Source organism: Prescottella sp. GW823-FHT02E09 (genome assembly GCF_058797375.1).
The window spans coordinates 1-15766 of sequence record NZ_JBXAJP010000013.1; the positions used below are offsets into that span (position 1 = coordinate 1).

General features: G+C 66.3%; 18 protein-coding genes. 2 read left to right on the forward strand and 16 right to left on the reverse strand.

Features of this window, described 5'->3' with window-relative positions:
* Positions 1-419: 419 nt before the first annotated feature.
* Positions 420-1682, reverse strand: a complete 1263-nt coding sequence (murA, locus tag AC1RIF_RS24705; protein WP_492604024.1) for a UDP-N-acetylglucosamine 1-carboxyvinyltransferase — start codon at positions 1680-1682, stop codon at positions 420-422.
* Between the two features lie 55 nt (positions 1683-1737).
* Between murA and AC1RIF_RS24710 the strand changes: the two genes are divergently transcribed.
* Entirely contained in the window at positions 1738-2316 is a 579-nt protein-coding gene (locus AC1RIF_RS24710; RefSeq protein ID WP_492604025.1) for a cob(I)yrinic acid a,c-diamide adenosyltransferase, read from the forward strand.
* Between the two features lie 97 nt (positions 2317-2413).
* Here AC1RIF_RS24710 and AC1RIF_RS24715 read toward each other — a convergent pair whose 3' ends face one another.
* From AC1RIF_RS24715 to prmC, 13 genes are all read right to left on the reverse strand, one after another.
* Positions 2414-2836 carry a DUF2550 domain-containing protein gene (locus tag AC1RIF_RS24715; RefSeq protein WP_492604159.1) on the reverse strand — a complete coding sequence of 141 codons (423 nt, stop codon included), beginning with the start codon at positions 2834-2836 and terminating at the stop codon, positions 2414-2416.
* 48 nt (positions 2837-2884) lie between these two features.
* Positions 2885-3253: a F0F1 ATP synthase subunit epsilon gene (locus AC1RIF_RS24720; protein WP_420164554.1), complete on the reverse strand. Its 369-nt coding sequence runs from the start codon at positions 3251-3253 to the stop codon at positions 2885-2887.
* Between the two features lie 6 nt (positions 3254-3259).
* A complete protein-coding gene (gene atpD / locus AC1RIF_RS24725; RefSeq protein WP_225023291.1) occupies positions 3260-4708 on the reverse strand; it encodes a F0F1 ATP synthase subunit beta in 1449 nt (482 codons plus the stop codon).
* A 3-nt stretch (positions 4709-4711) separates the two neighbouring features.
* Positions 4712-5692, reverse strand: coding sequence for a F0F1 ATP synthase subunit gamma (locus tag AC1RIF_RS24730; RefSeq protein ID WP_492604026.1), 981 nt, complete (start codon positions 5690-5692; stop codon positions 4712-4714).
* Between the two features lie 48 nt (positions 5693-5740).
* The gene (atpA, locus tag AC1RIF_RS24735; RefSeq protein ID WP_492604027.1) at positions 5741-7384 is read right to left on the reverse strand and encodes a F0F1 ATP synthase subunit alpha; all 1644 of its coding nucleotides are present in this window, start codon (positions 7382-7384) and stop codon (positions 5741-5743) included.
* Between the two features lie 61 nt (positions 7385-7445).
* Positions 7446-8270 (reverse strand): F0F1 ATP synthase subunit delta, encoded by an 825-nt coding sequence (locus tag AC1RIF_RS24740; RefSeq protein WP_492604028.1) that lies wholly within the window; start codon positions 8268-8270, stop codon positions 7446-7448.
* Between the two features lie 5 nt (positions 8271-8275).
* Positions 8276-8833: a F0F1 ATP synthase subunit B gene (locus tag AC1RIF_RS24745; protein WP_492604029.1), complete on the reverse strand. Its 558-nt coding sequence runs from the start codon at positions 8831-8833 to the stop codon at positions 8276-8278.
* 6 nt (positions 8834-8839) lie between these two features.
* A complete protein-coding gene (locus AC1RIF_RS24750) occupies positions 8840-9082 on the reverse strand; it encodes an ATP synthase F0 subunit C (protein WP_131580124.1) in 243 nt (80 codons plus the stop codon).
* A gap of 70 nt (positions 9083-9152) precedes the next feature.
* Positions 9153-10001 carry a F0F1 ATP synthase subunit A gene (atpB, locus tag AC1RIF_RS24755; protein ID WP_492604030.1) on the reverse strand — a complete coding sequence of 283 codons (849 nt, stop codon included), beginning with the start codon at positions 9999-10001 and terminating at the stop codon, positions 9153-9155.
* A 342-nt stretch (positions 10002-10343) separates the two neighbouring features.
* Positions 10344-10808, reverse strand: coding sequence for a Cg1360 family ATP-synthase-associated protein (locus AC1RIF_RS24760; protein WP_492604160.1), 465 nt, complete (start codon positions 10806-10808; stop codon positions 10344-10346).
* Positions 10809-10848: 40 nt separating this feature from the next.
* On the reverse strand, positions 10849-12027 hold the full coding sequence (locus AC1RIF_RS24765) for a glycosyltransferase family 4 protein (protein WP_492604031.1): 1179 nt from the start codon (positions 12025-12027) through the stop codon (positions 10849-10851).
* 63 nt (positions 12028-12090) lie between these two features.
* Entirely contained in the window at positions 12091-12753 is a 663-nt protein-coding gene (locus tag AC1RIF_RS24770) for an L-threonylcarbamoyladenylate synthase (RefSeq protein WP_492604032.1), read from the reverse strand.
* A 33-nt stretch (positions 12754-12786) separates the two neighbouring features.
* Entirely contained in the window at positions 12787-13677 is an 891-nt protein-coding gene (gene prmC / locus AC1RIF_RS24775) for a peptide chain release factor N(5)-glutamine methyltransferase (RefSeq protein ID WP_492604033.1), read from the reverse strand.
* A gap of 141 nt (positions 13678-13818) precedes the next feature.
* Here prmC and AC1RIF_RS24780 point away from each other — a divergent pair, with 141 nt between their 5' ends.
* Positions 13819-14226: an amidohydrolase gene (locus AC1RIF_RS24780; RefSeq protein WP_492604034.1), complete on the forward strand. Its 408-nt coding sequence runs from the start codon at positions 13819-13821 to the stop codon at positions 14224-14226.
* 9 nt (positions 14227-14235) lie between these two features.
* On the opposite strand, the gene prfA is transcribed toward AC1RIF_RS24780, so the two are convergent.
* Positions 14236-15315 carry a peptide chain release factor 1 gene (gene prfA, locus AC1RIF_RS24785; RefSeq protein WP_492604035.1) on the reverse strand — a complete coding sequence of 360 codons (1080 nt, stop codon included), beginning with the start codon at positions 15313-15315 and terminating at the stop codon, positions 14236-14238.
* A gap of 162 nt (positions 15316-15477) precedes the next feature.
* Positions 15478-15711, reverse strand: coding sequence for a 50S ribosomal protein L31 (gene rpmE / locus AC1RIF_RS24790; protein WP_031938367.1), 234 nt, complete (start codon positions 15709-15711; stop codon positions 15478-15480).
* Between the last annotated feature and the right edge of the window lie 55 nt (positions 15712-15766).

Sequence of the window (15766 nt, forward strand, 5' to 3'; positions counted from 1 at the left end):
GACACACTGTTGAGTTCTCAAAGAACACGCACACACCATCACCAGAAACCCAAAGGCTCCTCGTTCCGGGGCAACCGATCCAGCCTAACCGAACCAAGCCTCGGACGCAAATCCTCAACTTCTCCGGCCACCCGAACGCGCACCACAACCCTACAGGAAGTGCCACACTCGGATTTTCAGGCGCTCTCCGTACAACCTCGTTTTCCCAGTCCCTCAGGTCCGGGTCGGTGTCCGTGTCGCTCTGACCTGGATTAAGTTACGCGAGCCGGCGATGGGCGTCAAACCCCCTGGTCGGAGAAGTGCAGACCGGACTTTCCGCAGGTCACACCGCCCGAATTGTCACACTGACGAACAAACGTCCAGTTGTGACGCCGAGCACAGACCTTGGCGAGGCGCCGGACCACTCCCCTGAGCGGCCCCTACTCGTCGTCCACCACTCGCCGGATGTCGCCACCCAGTCCCGACAGGTCCTCGACGAAGCGCGGATAGCCCCGATCGATGTGGTAGACGTCGTGCACCTCGGTGACGCCGTCCGCGACCAGTCCGGCGAGGACCAGCCCCGCCCCGGCCCGAATGTCCGACGACCACACCGGGGCACTGGACAGCTCGGGAACGCCACGCACCACTGCATGGTGGCCGTCGGTCCGGGCATCGGCGCCGAGCCTGATCATCTCTTCCACGAACCGGAATCGTGCCTCGAAGACATTCTCGGTGATCATCGACGTGCCCTCCGCGATCGCAGCCAGCCCGATAGCCATGGGCTGCAGATCCGTGGGAAAGCCCGGATACGGCAACGTAGCGAAGTTGACTGCCTGCGGACGATCCGCCTGCACCACGCGGAACCCGTCGGCCTCCGCCGTCACCTCGGCGCCGGCCGCCCGCAACTTGTCGAGTACCAGAGTCAGATGCTTCGGATTCACCCCGCGCACCAGGACGTCACCCCGAGTCATGGCCGCCGCGATACCCCACGTCGCCGCTACGATGCGGTCCCCGATCACGCGGTGCGTGGTCGGCTGCAGCTTCTCCACTCCCCGAATGGTCAGTGTCGTCGACCCGGCGCCACTGATCCTCGCGCCCATCCTCGTCAACATGTTGCACAGGTCGACGATCTCGGGCTCTCGCGCCGCATTGTCGATGACGGTTTCGCCCTTCGCGAGGACAGCGGCCATCAAGATGTTCTCGGTCGCACCGACCGACGGGAAAGCCAATCGAATGTTCGCACCGTGCAGGTCGTCTGCCTCCGCGACAACGCATCCGTGCTCGATCTCGCTGTGAGCTCCGAGCAATCGAAGCCCCGACTGATGCATGTCCAGGGGCCGCGAGCCGATCGCATCGCCTCCCGGCAGCGCTACGACCGCCTTGCGGCACCGTGCGACCAACGGACCGAGCACGCACACCGACGCCCGGAACTGGCGCACGGCGGCGAAGTCCGCGTGGTACTTCGGCTGCGCCGGCGTCGTGATGGTCGCGACGGAACCGTCCAGGACGACCTCGCAACCGAGGCCCCGGAGCACCTCGGCCATCAGCGGCACATCGAGGATGTCGGGGCAGTTGCTGATCACGCTGGTTCCCTCGGCCAACAACGCCGCGGCCATCAGCTTCAGGACGCTGTTCTTCGCCCCACCCACCGGCACCTCACCGACAAGTCGGTTTCCACCGGTGACAAGAAAGCGTTCACTCACAGTGGCACAGCCTAGCCAGCACGGTCACAGACCTGCTGAGCGGTACCGTTGGCCCATGGCTGTTCACTTGACGCGGATCTACACCCGGACCGGGGACGACGGCACCACCGGGCTCAGCGATTTCTCTCGCGTGTCGAAGAACGATCCCCGACTGATCGCGTACGCGGATTGCGACGAAACGAACGCGAGCATCGGGGTCGCGCTCGCTCTAGGCGGACCACCGGAGGAGATCGTCGACGTACTTCGACAGATCCAGAACGATCTCTTCGACGCCGGCGCCGACCTCTCGACGCCCGTCGTCCCGGATCCGAAGTACCCGCCTCTGCGCGTGACGCAGCCCTACATCGACCGTGTCGAGGGCTGGTGCGACGAGTTCAACGAGCGCCTCGAACCGCTGCACTCGTTCATCCTCCCCGGTGGTACGCCCCTCGGAGCACTGCTCCACTCCGCCCGAACGATCGCCCGGCGCGCAGAGCGCTCGGCCTGGGCTGCCGTCGAAGCCAGCCCGGAAGACACCAGCGTCCTTCCGGCGAAGTACCTCAACCGACTGTCGGACCTACTGTTCATCGTGAGCCGGCTGGCCAACCCGGGCGGAGACGTGCTCTGGAAGCCCGGTGCGGGTGGCGGCGACTGACAGTCGTCGAACAACGCGAAAGGGAGGCCCGCGGGCCTCCCTTTCGCGTTGACTGTCGTTGCCGTGTCGCGGCCTTGTCCCTGCCGTCTCGGCTCGATCAGGCCGGACGCCCGCGCATCGAGCGCCCCGACGGCCTCGATTCGACCCATGAGAGGAAGGCGGTCAACGCGCCCCGGTCCAGCGCGATCTCGTACGTCCGGTCGACGTCCGTCACCTCGAGGATCACGATCTCGTCGGTCATGATGTCGTACTCGTTGCCGACCGGGCCGCGACGAGCACCGACCTCGATGCCCTGACGGCTCATCCGCGTGTCCGGTCCCGGCCGCAGGCTCGACAGCTTGAAGAAAACCAGCGAGCCCTCGCCGTACCGCACCACGCCGTGCCGCCACCCGCTCCCGCCCGGAGCCGGTGTGACACGGAGGATCGCGGCGGTCCCGCCACGACGCAATACCGTCAGCCGATACACGAAAGCCGCGACGAAGACCGCGAGCAGCACAACCAGAATGATGAGAACAACCATCCCGATCGTCACAGCTCGTCGGCTCCGTCGCGGCTCGTCGTGAACTGACTAGGCGCGCTCGACCGCACGCAGCTGACCCTTGGCGACCGCAATCGCCTCGAGGTCTTCGGTGGTCTCGGCCAGGACGGCCTTGGCCGCCTCGACGTCGACATCCTGTGCCATGTCCGCGGACTCGGCCAGGATCGTCACCGTGGTGGCGGTCACCGAGAGGAAGCCACCGTGCACGGCCGCGACCACACGCTCGCCGTCGACGGTCGTGATCGCAACCACGCCGCCCTCCACCAGCTGACCGAGAACCGGCTCATGCCCGGGCATGACACCGATTTCGCCCTCGGTCGTCTGGGCGCTGACGAGCGTCGCCGATCCCGACCAGAGTCGCTGCTCGACGGCAACGAGTTCAACGGTCATCTCAGCCATGTCGGTCTACTTTCCGGCGATCTTCTTGGCAGCGGCCTCGACGTCGTCGAGTCCACCGCAGCTGTTGAACGCCTGCTCCGGCAGGTGGTCGAACTCGCCCTTGCAGACGCGGTCGAACGCCTCGATGGTGTCGCGCAGCGGCACGACCGAGCCCGGCTCACCGGTGAACTTCTCGGCAACGATGAAGTTCTGGCCGAGGAACTTCTGGATACGGCGCGCACGGCCGACCAGGACCTTGTCCTCTTCCTGGAGCTCGTCCATACCGAGGATGGCGATGATGTCCTGCAGCTCCTTGTACTTCTGCAGGATCCGCTTGACCTCGTTCGCGACGCGGAAGTGCTCGGCACCGACGATGCCGGGCTCCAGGATGCGCGAGGTCGACGTCAGCGGGTCCACAGCGGGGTAGATACCCATCTGCGAAATCGGACGCGAGAGCTCGGTGGTCGCATCGAGGTGCGCGAAGGTCGTTGCCGGCGCCGGGTCGGTGTAGTCGTCGGCGGGGACGTAGATCGCCTGCAGCGAGGTGATCGAGCGGCCACGGGTCGAGGTGATGCGCTCCTGGAGCTCACCCATCTCGTCCGCCAGCGTGGGCTGGTAGCCGACGGCCGAAGGCATACGACCCAGCAGGGTCGAGACCTCGGAACCGGCCTGCGTGAAGCGGAAGATGTTGTCGATGAACAGCAGAACGTCCTGGCCCTGGACATCGCGGAAGTACTCCGCCATGGTCAGCGCCGACAGGGCGACGCGCATACGCGTTCCCGGCGGCTCGTCCATCTGGCCGAAGACGAGGGCGGTGTCCTGGAGGACGCCCATCTCTTCCATCTCGAGGTGAAGGTCGGTGCCCTCACGGGTGCGCTCACCGACGCCTGCGAACACCGAAGTTCCGGAGAACTCGCGGGCGATACGGGTGATCATTTCCTGGATCAGAACGGTCTTGCCGACGCCGGCGCCACCGAACAGACCGATCTTGCCGCCCTTGACGTACGGGGTCAGCAGGTCGATGACCTTGATGCCGGTCTCGAGGATCTCGGTCTTGCCCTCGAGCTGATCGAAGGCCGGGGGCTTGCGGTGGATGCCCCACTGCTCGCCGTCGCGACCGGTGCCCGGAGCGTCGAGGCAGTCACCGAGGGCGTTGAACACGTGGCCCTTGACGACGTCGCCGACGGGGACCGAGATCGGCTTGCCCGAGTCGACGACAGCCGCGCCACGGACCAGGCCGTCGGTGGGCTGCATCGATATGGTGCGCACCAGGTTGTCGCCCAGGTGCTGCGCAACCTCGAGGGTCAGCGTCTTGGCCACCGACGGGAGGGTGACCTCCGAGTGCAGGGCGTTGAACAGGTCGGGAACATGGCCGCGCGGGAACTCAACGTCCACAACGGGACCGATGACCCGCACGACCCGGCCGGACGTGGTGTCCGCGCCGTTCGCGTTGGTTTGGGTTACTGCTGCGGTCATGTGCTAGTCACTTCCTGCGCTCGAGGCCAGCGCATTCGCGCCACCGACGATCTCGCTGATTTCCTGGGTGATCTGGGCCTGGCGAGCCTGGTTTGCCTGACGGCTCAGGGTGTTCACCAGTTCGTTCGCATTATCCGTCGCAGCCTTCATGGCCGTACGACGGGCGGCAGACTCCGAGGCGGCGGAGTCCAGCAGAGCCGAGTAGATACGCGTGCTGACGTACTTCGGCAGCAGTGCCGACAGAAGCGTCGACGCCTCGGGCTCGAAGTTGTACACCGCGCTCGGACCCGACTTGCCGTCGTGCTGACCGTTGGACAGCATGTCCTCGCCCAGCTCGATGTGATCATCGGTGTAGTCGACCTCGAGCGGAGCCATCCGCCGGACTTCCGGCTTCTGGGTGAGCATCGAAACGAAGCGGGTGTAGACGATGTGGAGTTCGTCGACGCCCTCGATCGTGCCTTCGCCGTTCGGGGCCTCCACCTCCGCACCAGAGCCGGCCATGAACAGCTCGACCAGGTGACGGCTCGCCTTGGCGGCATCCGCGTAACCGGGCTCCTGGGAGAAGCCGGTCCACGATCCGCCGACCTCACGGCCGCGGAAGGTGTAGTAGCCGAGACCCTTGGCACCGAGCACGTAGATCACCGGCTCCTTGCCCTCGGAGCGCAGCAGCTGGAACAGCTCCTCCGCTTCCTTGAGAGCGTTGGAGTTGTAACCGCCACACATACCGCGGTCACTGGTGACCACCAGAACGGCCGCACGCTTCGGGTTGGTGCGCTCGTTCAGCAGTGGATGATCGAGCGACGCCGAAGCACTCGCCAGCTCGGAGAGCACCTTGGTGATCTCCTCCGCGTACGGCTTGGAAGCCGCGACCCGGGCCTGCGCCTTCGTGATCCGCGAAGTGGCGATCAGTTCCTGCGCCTTGGTGATCTTCTTGGTCGAGTTGGTCGCCTTGATGCGAGAACGCAGTTCGCGAATGCTTGCCATCGGTCGATCACTCTCCCTTCGGGTGACGCTGTGTCATGAGGCCCACGCTCACTTGCTGACAGTGGTGCGCTTGACGGTGACCTTCTCCTGGCCGACCTCGGAAGCGTCGAGAGCCACGGCCTCGGCCTCGTTCACGACACGGCTGCCGTCGGAGGCCAGGAAGCCGGACTTGAACTTGTCGGTCGCAGCCATCAGGGCCGTGATCGAATCCGCGTCGAGAGCCTTGCCGCCCTTGATCGACTCGTAGACGCCGGCCGCGTTGCGGTGCAGGTCCTCGAGGAGTTCGGACTCGAAGCGACGCACGTCACCGACGGGCACCGAGTCGAACACGCCCTCACCGGCGAGGTAGATCGAGATGATCTGGTCCTCGACCGCGATCGGCGAGTACTGGTCCTGCTTGAGCAGCTCGACCAGACGCTGGCCGCGCTCGAGCTGAGCCTTCGAGGCAGCATCCAGGTCCGAGGCGAAGGCCGAGAAGGCCTCGAGCTCACGGAACTGGGCCAGCTCCAGACGCAGCGAACCGGAGACCTTCTTCATGCCCTTGGTCTGCGCGGCGCCACCGACTCGGGAAACCGAGATACCGACGTTGATCGCGGGGCGGATGCCCTTGTTGAACAGGTCGGACTCGAGGAAGACCTGGCCGTCGGTGATCGAGATGACGTTGGTCGGAATGTACGCCGACACGTCGTTGGCCTTGGTCTCGACGATCGGCAGAGCCGTCAGCGAACCGCCACCGAGCTCGTCGGACAGCTTCGCCGAACGCTCCAGCAGACGAGAGTGCAGGTAGAAGACGTCACCCGGGTAGGCCTCACGTCCCGGCGGACGACGCAGCAGCAGCGAGATGGCGCGGTACGCCTCGGCCTGCTTGGTCAGGTCGTCGAACACGATGAGGACGTGCTTGCCCTGGTACATCCAGTGCTGGCCGATGGCCGAACCGGTGTACGGGGCCAGCCACTTGAAGCCGGCGGAATCGGACGCCGGGGCAGCGACGATGGTGGTGTACTCCATCGCGCCCTGCTCCTCGAGCGCCTGCTTGACGCCGGCGATGGTGGAGCCCTTCTGGCCGATCGCGACGTAGATGCAGCGGACCTGCTGCTTCGGGTCGCCGGTCGCCCAGTTTGCCTTCTGGTTCAGGATGGCGTCGACGCAGACCGCGGTCTTGCCGGTCTTGCGGTCGCCGATGACGAGCTGACGCTGGCCGCGGCCGATCGGGGTCATGGCATCGATGGCCTTGATACCCGTCTGCAGCGGCTCCTCGACGGGCTGACGCTCCAGCACCGTGGCGGCCTGCAGCTCGAGCGCGCGGGTCTCGGTGGTCTCGATGTCGCCGAGGCCGTCGATCGGACGACCCAGCGGGTCCACGACACGACCCAGGTAGCCGTCGCCGACCGGCACCGACAGAACGTCGCCGGTCCGCTTGACTTCCTGGCCCTCTTCGATGTGCTCGTAGTCGCCCAGGATGACCGCGCCGATCTCGGTGGCGTCCAAGTTCAGCGCCACGCCGAGCACGCCGCCCGGGAACTCCAGCAGCTCGTTGGCCATCGCCGACGGAAGGCCGGTGATGTGAGCGATGCCGTCGCTGGTGTCGGACACCGTTCCGACCTCCTCGCGGGAGGCCTCCGGTGAGTAGCTCGCGGTGTAGTTCTCGATCGCGCTACGGATCTCGTCGGAGGAGATCGTCAGCTCCGCCATGTTTTTCCTGCTCTCGGTATCTGGTCTTCGAAAAGATCGGGAGTATGTGTTCGGTCGTCGGCTACTTGAAGGTCTTCCGCAGGGCAGCGAGGCGACCGGCCGCGCTCCCGTCGATGACCTCGTGGCCCACCCGGACGACCATGCCGCTGAGGAGGGCGGGTTCGACCTCCACGTGCACGGTGACGGGCTTTCCGTAGGTGCGGGTCAGCGTCGCCGCAAGCCGATCTACCTGCTCGCTCGACAACGCCGAGGCGCTGCGCACGTGCGCAACAGCCTTGTTCCGCTGGGCCGCAGCCAGGGTCGACAGCTCGTCGAACGCGTCAGCGGGAGCGGTCCGAAGGCGACCCACGGCCTGGATGGAGAGGGCCTCCGTGATCGCGGTGACCTTGCCGTACAGCAGCTTCGACAGCAGCTCGCGCTTGCCGGCGACGGGCGTCGAACGATCCGAAAGGACCTGCTCCAGCTGCGGATTACCGGCAACGATGCGGCCGAGGCGGAAAAGCTCGTCCTCGACCGTGTCGCTCTGGTTCTGGTCCGCCGCTGCCCGGAGCAGGGATTCACGTCCAACCGTGACCAGCGAGTTCAGCAGGTCCGCCGAGGTCGACCAGTCCTGGCCCGCGGCGGCCTCGAGGGCTGCCAGCGCCTCGGCGCCGACCTTCCCCGAGAACACCTGGCGGGCCAGGCCCTGTCGACCAGCGGCAGGCGTGGACGCGTCGGCGAGCGCACTCCGCAGAGTGCGCTGGCCGTCGAGAACCTCGACCACCGAGAACAGCTCGGATCCAGCCTGCGCCGCGGCCGCGGTGGCCGCGCCGGGAGAGACGGAATCCAACGCCGCGGTGAGCGCAGCACGGGTCTGCGTCAGGGCTTCACGGCTCGCTGCGTACATGGTGCTCACTTCCCTGCTGCGGAATCGGCGCTGACTGCGTCCAGCTCGTTGAGGAAGCGATCAACCGTTCCGGCGCGCTTGACGTCGTCGGCGAGAGACTCTCCGATGACCTTCTCGGCCAGGTCGACCGCGGTCTTGCCGAGGTCTCCCCGCAGCTCGGCGACGATCTGCTGCCGCTGCGCGACGAGCTGGCTGTGACCTGCGGCGACGATGCGGTCGCTCTCTTCCTGAGCCTGTGCCTTCATCTCGGCGATGATCTGCTGGCCCTGGGTGCGCGCTTCCTCACGGATCTGCGCAGCCTCGGTACGAGCCTCGGCGAGCTGGGCATGGTACTGCTCCAGCGCGGCCTTGGCCTCGGCCTGAGCCTCTTCGGCACGCTTGATGCCGCCGTCGATCTGCTCCGTGCGCTCGGCGAGAACCTTCTGGAACTTAGGAAGGACAAACTTCCAGAAGACGAACCCGACGACCGCCAGCGCGACGATCGACCAAGTGATGTCATATGTCGCGGGTAGGAGGGGGTTGTGCTCCTCCTCGGCCGCGAGCAACGCGATGGTGGCTGACATGGCGTCTTAGAAGATGAAGCCGGCGACGAGGCCGATCAGCGCGAGGGCCTCGGTGAACGCGATACCGAGGAACATCGTGGTACGGACCTGGCCGGCCATCTCGGGCTGACGGACCATACCCTCGATCGCCTTGCCGACAACGATACCCACGCCGATGCCGGGGCCGATCGCCGCAAGACCGTAGCCGATGGCTCCGTAGCCGCGAGCCTTGGTCTCGGCAACTTCCTGAGCGATGTATGCGAGGCTCATGGTTTGTTCGTTCCCTTTCTGTTGCCCACTGCCGGGCGGCACGTGGGTCAGGACTATCGATTTAGGTGGATCAGTGCGAGTCGGCGTGGAGCGCCAAGTCGATGTACACCGCGGTCAGCAGGGCGAAGACGTACGCCTGCAGGAAGATCACCAACAACTCGAAGAAGGTGAAGGCGATGCCGGCGGCCAGCGAGGCCACGCCGAAGATTGCCTGGAACCCTCCCGAGGCGAAGAAGAAGTACTGCGTGGCACTGAAGAACAGCACCAGGAGGATGTGGCCGGCAAGCAGGTTGGCCATGAGTCGCACCATCAGCGTGAACGGCCGGAGCACGAATGTCGAGATGAACTCGATCGGGACCAACAGGAAGTGCAGCGGCAACGGAACGCCGGGCACGACGATGCTGGACTTGACGTACTTGAAGAAGCCGAACTTCTTGATGCCCACATAGTTGAAGACGATGTAGGCCAGCGCGGCGAGCACGAGCGGCATGCCGATTCGTGCGTTCGGCGAGATGTTCAGGAACGGCGTGATGCCGGCGAAGTTGCTGGCGAGCACAAGGAAGAAGATGGTCACGATGATCGGCAGGAAACGCTTTCCCTGCTCCTTGCCGAGGATCTCTTCCGCGATATTGATCCGGACGAAATCGAGAGCGATCTCGCCGATGTTCTGGATACCGCGCGGAACGATCTTCGGGCTACGCATCGCGATGATGAAGAACAAAGCCACCAACGCCGACATCACGATGCGGATGAGCATCAGTCGGTCGAGCTCGAAGGGGGTGCCCTCGAACAGCAGTGCGGGCGGGTAGAAATCATCGAGTGACGGCGGATTGTATTCCTCCGCGGCCATGAAGGTGACGCTCAGCGGTCTCTCCCGTAGTCGGCCGCAGGCATCACTGTCTGCGGTTCGATCGGACATTGACGATCTAACAAGTCGACCAGGTCGGCTCGCGTATTCGTCAGCAGCTGGAGACTCGGGTGAACCGGTCCTGGCGTCTGTCGGTGTCGGCGACGGTCGTCGACTCGGCAACTCGAGGGCAGTTCCACCCGAATCAGAAATTCGGACAACTCCGGCTACCTCTGCTGCCTGCAAGCGCGGGCCGATCCACAGGCTTTATGGACTTTCCCGTAGTCAGCGCACTCGCTTGAGGCAGAGACTATCAAGACATCTACGACGTTGTGTAGATGGGGTACCCATTTGAACTCGGGATGGCCCTCGAGGGGATTCCCGGAAGCCGTCCGAAGGCCACTCGGCAACGGACTAGTCGGTACTCGCGTCGTCGTCGGACTCGGCCGGCGAGACGTACGGGACCTTCGTCTGCAGCACACCGTACGTCTCGGCACCGAGCACGATGACGAGCGACAGGACGATGACGATGACCATGGCCTGGCGGTTGTAGAAGTCCAGCGGGTCCAGGATCGCGAGGACGGTGATCGCCAGGATCATCTTCAGCAGCCAACTGCCCAGCAGCACGGCACCGGCGGTCACGGCCGGAAGCTTCGCCGTCAGCAACACCGCGAGGGCGGTGCACAGGATGAATCCGCCACCGACGGCGGCGCCGAGGAGCGCCCCCCACAGACCCTCGACACCGGCGAACAGGCTAGCGATGATCGCGCCTCCTACAGCGAGGACGAGCAGTCCGAGCAGTCCGAATCGGACGCCTCGGCGGAGGGCAGCGGTGGGATCGTCAGAGTACGGCGCGGGGGTCGAAGTCACGGCACCCAGGTTAGAGGAGTCCGCAGGACGCCCTCTGCCCCTGCCCTCGCTACCGGCGGCGATCCTGCTGTAATCCCCGCCACGACGGCACCGCGGTGACCACCAGCGCGAACACCAAGCCTCCGGCCACCAACAGGACCACCACACGCCGATCGATCAGGGCCGATCCGACCGCCCCGAATGCGAGAATCGCGACCCACAAATAGATCAGCAGCACCACCCGACGGTGGGAGTGACCGATCTGCAGCAACCGGTGGTGCAGGTGCATCTTGTCCGGGCTGAACGGACTGACACCTGCGCGCGTGCGCCGGACGATGGCCAGCAGCAGATCGAGGATCGGAATGAACATGACCGCACCGACCAGCAGGAGCGGTGAGAGCAGGCCGACCAGATCCCGGGACCCGTACGCGCTCAGACTGATCCGGCCGGAAGCGCTTGTCGAGACCGCCGCCAGGGTCAGACCGATCAGCATGGAACCGGAGTCGCCCATGAAGATTCGTGCGGGCTGGAAGTTGTGCGGCAGGAAGCCCAGACAAGCGCCGGCGAGAGCAGCCGCGATCATCGCCGGCGGGTACGCGCTGACATCGCCGCCCTGGTCGTGCAGCAGTCCCACCGAGAACGCGCAGATCGCGAGCGAGGCGATCAGACCGAGGCCCGCAGCGAGACCGTCGAGACCGTCGACGAAGTTCATCGCATTGATCATCACGACCGTCACGGCGACCGTGACGAGTCCCGCCTGGAGCTGGTCGAGGATGACCGTGGTGTCACCGAAGGGCTGATAGATGATGTACCAGCTCACCCCCATCACGGCGAGGATCCCGGCCGCGGTGACCTGGCCGACGAACTTGGTGAGCGCGTCGAGACCCCAGCGATCGTCGATCACACCGACCAGCACGATCACGAATCCGGCGACCAGGACCGCACTGATGTCGGTCGAGAACTCGAAACCGCGTGTCAGCGCCGGCAATTGCTGCGCGAACAGCAGCGCGACGAACATTCCGATGTACATACCGACACCACCGAGTCGTGGTGTGGGCTGCACGTGGACGTCGCGGTCGCGCGGCACTGCGACCGCGCCGAAGCGGATCGCCAGCACCCGGACCCCGCCCGTCCCCAGGAACGTGACGACGGCCGCGGTGAACAGCACCAGGAGTAGCTCACGCAGCGGCACACCCGCCCCGTTGCCACCCTGGGCGAGCGCCAGCAGCGCCGTATCCGCAGGACTCACCTGGACGACGCTACCGGCAGACCGGCCGACGGCCGGGATTGTGCACGACGAGTCCCGTCACGACTACGCCCCTCCCGGCAGCAGACTCTCCGCGGTGACACCGAGCACCTCGGCGACGTCGGCAGTCGATACCGCCCCCTCGCGAAGGATGCGCGGCTCGTCGCCGGTGAGATCGACGATCGTCGACGCGACGGCGTGCTCGGCCGGTCCTCCGTCGAGGTACACACTGGCCGCCCCACCCAGCTGGTCGCGGGCCTCGTCGACGGTGGTCGCCGGCGGACGCCCGGAGATGTTGGCGCTGGAGACCGCGAGCGGCCCCACCTCACGCAGGAGGTCGAGCGCGACCGGGTGCAGCGGCATCCGGAGCATGACCGTCCCCCGGCTGTCGCCGAGATCCCATGCGAGCGAAGGTGCCTGCTGCACAACGAGACTCAGACCACCGGGCCAGAAGGCCTTGATGAGGTCACGTGCCTGCGGGCGCACCGAGTAGACGAGTCCGTCGATCGTGCTCCACGACCCCACCAGTACCGGCACCGGCATGTCCCGACCGCGCCCCTTGGCCCTGAGCAGGCTCGCGACGGCGTCGCCGTCGAACGCGTCGGCGCCCAGGCCGTACAGGGTGTCGGTCGGCAGCACGACCAGTCGGCCGGCCCGCAGTGCGTTCTTGGCGGCGGTCAGTCCCGCTTCTCGGTTGTCGGGTTGCTTGCAGTCGTAGACGGTGCTCACTCCCCCATCCTTTCACTCACGCTCGGAGCGCCGTCATCGTGCCGCCTCGACATCGGTCGCGACACGGTGCGCGACGACGAATCGGGGCCGGCCCGCGAGATCCGGATGTTCGACGACGTGATCGAACACCCTGCGGGAGCGGAACAACTCGGCGACCTGCACACCGTTGGTGTCGTCGTGCTCGACGCCCACCGCGCCGCCGATACGCAGCCACCGGGCGATGTTGTTGACCATAGGCTTGATCACGGACAACCCGTCCACTCCACCGAACAGCGCGGTGTGCGGATCGTGATCGGCCACTTCGGGGTCCAGCACGGCCCCTTCGGGGATGTACGGCGGATTGGAGACGACGAGGTCGACGCCACCCTCGAGTTCGGTGAGCAGTGCCCGATCGGTGACGTCGCCCTGAACGAGGCGGATCGGTGTGTCACCGGCCTCACGCCGGCGATCGGAGTTGCGGCGGGCCCACGCCAACGCGTCCGGTTGGAGTTCCACCGCGTGGACGACGGCATCGGGCCGGGCGTGCGCGATCGCCAGCGCGAGCGCGCCGGACCCGGTGCACAGGTCCATCACGACGGGCGCACGGCGACCGGACGCCTCGAGATGCGCGAGTGCCCACGCCAACAGGAGTTCGGTCTCCGGCCGCGGAACGAACACGCCGGGCCCGACCTCGAGTGAAATGCTGCCCATCGCAGTCGATCCCGTGATGTATTGCAGCGGAATGCGTTCCGCACGGCGCGCCACGAGCTTGCGGTACTCGTCGATCACGGGCGGGTCCACCAGCGGCACCAGGCCGAGTCGCGTCCGTTCGACGCCCAGCAGGTGCGCGGCGAGGAGTTCGGCATCCACCCGCGCCGAGGGGACCCCGGCTCTCTCCAACTCGGCGGCTGCCTCGATGATGGCCAGGCGGATGGGTTGTCTCACGGGTACAGACTGCCACGTCGGTCACGGACGCAGCACGGATAGGTGCCGGACAGCTTGCGGCGGCGCTGCAGCGGCCCTCCCGGCGATAGAATACGACCGGTCTGGACACCGTCAGACCGAGGCCGGACGAAGGTACATCCCATGTTCTCCGCCACAGCGGCGCGCCTACTGACCGCCGCCGCATTCACCACAGTCACCGTCGCGATCGGGCCCGCTCTCGCGCACGCCACCGCGTTCGACGTACAGCCGGCACCGGCGATCTGCCCCAACGGGATGGGCGTCGCGGACGCCACCGCTCTGCCCGGTGGGCGACTCGCAATCAGCGTCGACGAGCCTCCACCGGCCGGCGGGGGCAGAGTTGTATGGGTCAACGACTCCACCGGCGCGAACGGCATCGCCACACTGACGAACACCGGGACCCGCGCCGAATTCGTCGCCGACACCGGCCCCGGTGTCGTCACCACCGTACTCGACGGCGTGTACACCAACGGTGCCGGTCAGCCGTGCGTACTCGCGCAGGGCGGCGTCACCACCACCGTCGTGAGCTGACGCGGGCGACTACTCGGCAGCGAGGCGCGCCTCGCGGTCAGCCTTGCCGAGGGCGTCGAGCAGCGCTTCCATGTCGCCGTCGAGGACCGCGTCGAGGTTGTGCGCCTTGAAGCCGATCCGATGATCGGTGATGCGGTTCTCGGGGAAGTTGTAGGTGCGGATGCGCTCGGAACGGTCCACCGTGCGGACCTGGCTCTGGCGGCCCGCTGACGCCTCGGCGTCCGCCGCCTCCTCCGCGGCAGCCTGCAGACGTGCCGCGAGGACCTGCATCGCACGAGCCTTGTTCTGCAGCTGCGAACGCTCGTTCTGGCAGGTCACGACAATGCCCGTGGGCAGGTGGGTGATCCGCACCGCGGAGTCGGTGGTGTTGACGCCCTGGCCACCCTTGCCGGACGAGCGGTAGACGTCGATGCGCAGATCGGTCTCGTCGATCTGCACTTCCTCGACCTCTTCGGGTTCGGGGTAGATGAGCACACCGGCGGCCGAGGTGTGGACGCGTCCCTGCGACTCGGTCACCGGCACACGCTGCACGCGATGCACACCGCCCTCGAACTTCAGGCGCGACCAGACACCGTCGCGGACATCGCCCTTCGACTTGATCGAAATGGTCGCATCCTTGTATCCGCCGAGGTCGGACACCGTCGCGTCGAGGATCTCGACCTTCCAGCCGGCCCGTTCGGCATGCCGGACGTACATGCGAGCGAGGTCGGAGGCGAACAGAGCCGACTCCTCGCCACCCTCGCCGGACTTGAGCTCGAGGACCACGTCGTCGCCGTCGTGCGGATCCCGTGGGGCCAGCAGGTCGGTGAGTGTCTTGTCGAGCTCGGTCACCGTCTCCTCGAGCGCAGGGATCTCGGCCGCGAACGCGGAATCGTCGGCCGCGAGCTCACGCGCGGCCTCGAGATCGTCCTGGGCCGCCACGAGCTTCGTGTACGTGGCCATGACGGGCGCGAGCTCGGCGAAGCGCTTGCCGGCCTTGCGTGCCGCCGCCGGATCGTTGTGCAGTGCCGGATCCGCCAGCTGCTGCTCCAAACCTGCGTGCTCGGCCAGGATGTCGTCGATCGCCGACGGCTGCGTCGTCCCTGCCATGGTGGGCTCCTGTTATCGCGTCTCGCGCACTTGTCGGGGTTTTCGAAGCCTCCGGACCGCGGCAAGCGCGCCACACGCGGTTCGGGGGACGGCACAACTGTCGGGCCGGAAAAAGACCGACGCCCGGCCTGCAGAATCGCAGGACGGGCGTCGGCGGGACAGCTACTGGTCGGCAGCGGCCTTCTTGTCGGCACGCTTGCCGTAGCGAGCCTCGAAGCGAGCCACGCGGCCGCCGGTGTCGAGGATCTTCTGCTTGCCGGTGTAGAACGGGTGGCACTGCGAGCAGACCTCGACGTTGATACGTCCGCTGGTCGCGGTGCTGTGGGTCTCGAACGTGTTACCGCAACCGCACACGACGGTGGTGGCAACGTACTCGGGGTGGATTCCAGCCTTCATGGTGTCCCTTTCGATGGTCGCCGGGTCGACCTCGCCGTTCGAGGTCGTGAACCGG

Bases quoted from the DNA above. Each gene is read 5' to 3' on its own strand.
- AC1RIF_RS24745 (WP_492604029.1), bottom strand. From the start codon at position 8,833: ATGTCAGCCACCATCGCGTTGCTCGCGGCCGAGGAGGAGCACAACCCC.
- AC1RIF_RS24720 (WP_420164554.1), bottom strand. From the start codon at position 3,253: ATGGCTGAGATGACCGTTGAACTCGTTGCCGTCGAGCAGCGACTCTGG.
- AC1RIF_RS24715 (WP_492604159.1), bottom strand. From the start codon at position 2,836: ATGGTTGTTCTCATCATTCTGGTTGTGCTGCTCGCGGTCTTCGTCGCG.
- rpmE (WP_031938367.1), bottom strand. From the start codon at position 15,711: ATGAAGGCTGGAATCCACCCCGAGTACGTTGCCACCACCGTCGTGTGC.
- AC1RIF_RS24730 (WP_492604026.1), bottom strand. From the start codon at position 5,692: ATGGCAAGCATTCGCGAACTGCGTTCTCGCATCAAGGCGACCAACTCG.
- AC1RIF_RS24740 (WP_492604028.1), bottom strand. From the start codon at position 8,270: ATGTACGCAGCGAGCCGTGAAGCCCTGACGCAGACCCGTGCTGCGCTC.
- AC1RIF_RS24710 (WP_492604025.1), top strand. From the start codon at position 1,738: ATGGCTGTTCACTTGACGCGGATCTACACCCGGACCGGGGACGACGGC.
- atpB (WP_492604030.1), bottom strand. From the start codon at position 10,001: ATGTCCGATCGAACCGCAGACAGTGATGCCTGCGGCCGACTACGGGAG.
- AC1RIF_RS24780 (WP_492604034.1), top strand. From the start codon at position 13,819: ATGTTCTCCGCCACAGCGGCGCGCCTACTGACCGCCGCCGCATTCACC.
- atpD (WP_225023291.1), bottom strand. From the start codon at position 4,708: ATGACCGCAGCAGTAACCCAAACCAACGCGAACGGCGCGGACACCACG.
- atpA (WP_492604027.1), bottom strand. From the start codon at position 7,384: ATGGCGGAGCTGACGATCTCCTCCGACGAGATCCGTAGCGCGATCGAG.
- AC1RIF_RS24750 (WP_131580124.1), bottom strand. From the start codon at position 9,082: ATGAGCCTCGCATACATCGCTCAGGAAGTTGCCGAGACCAAGGCTCGC.
- prfA (WP_492604035.1), bottom strand. From the start codon at position 15,315: ATGGCAGGGACGACGCAGCCGTCGGCGATCGACGACATCCTGGCCGAG.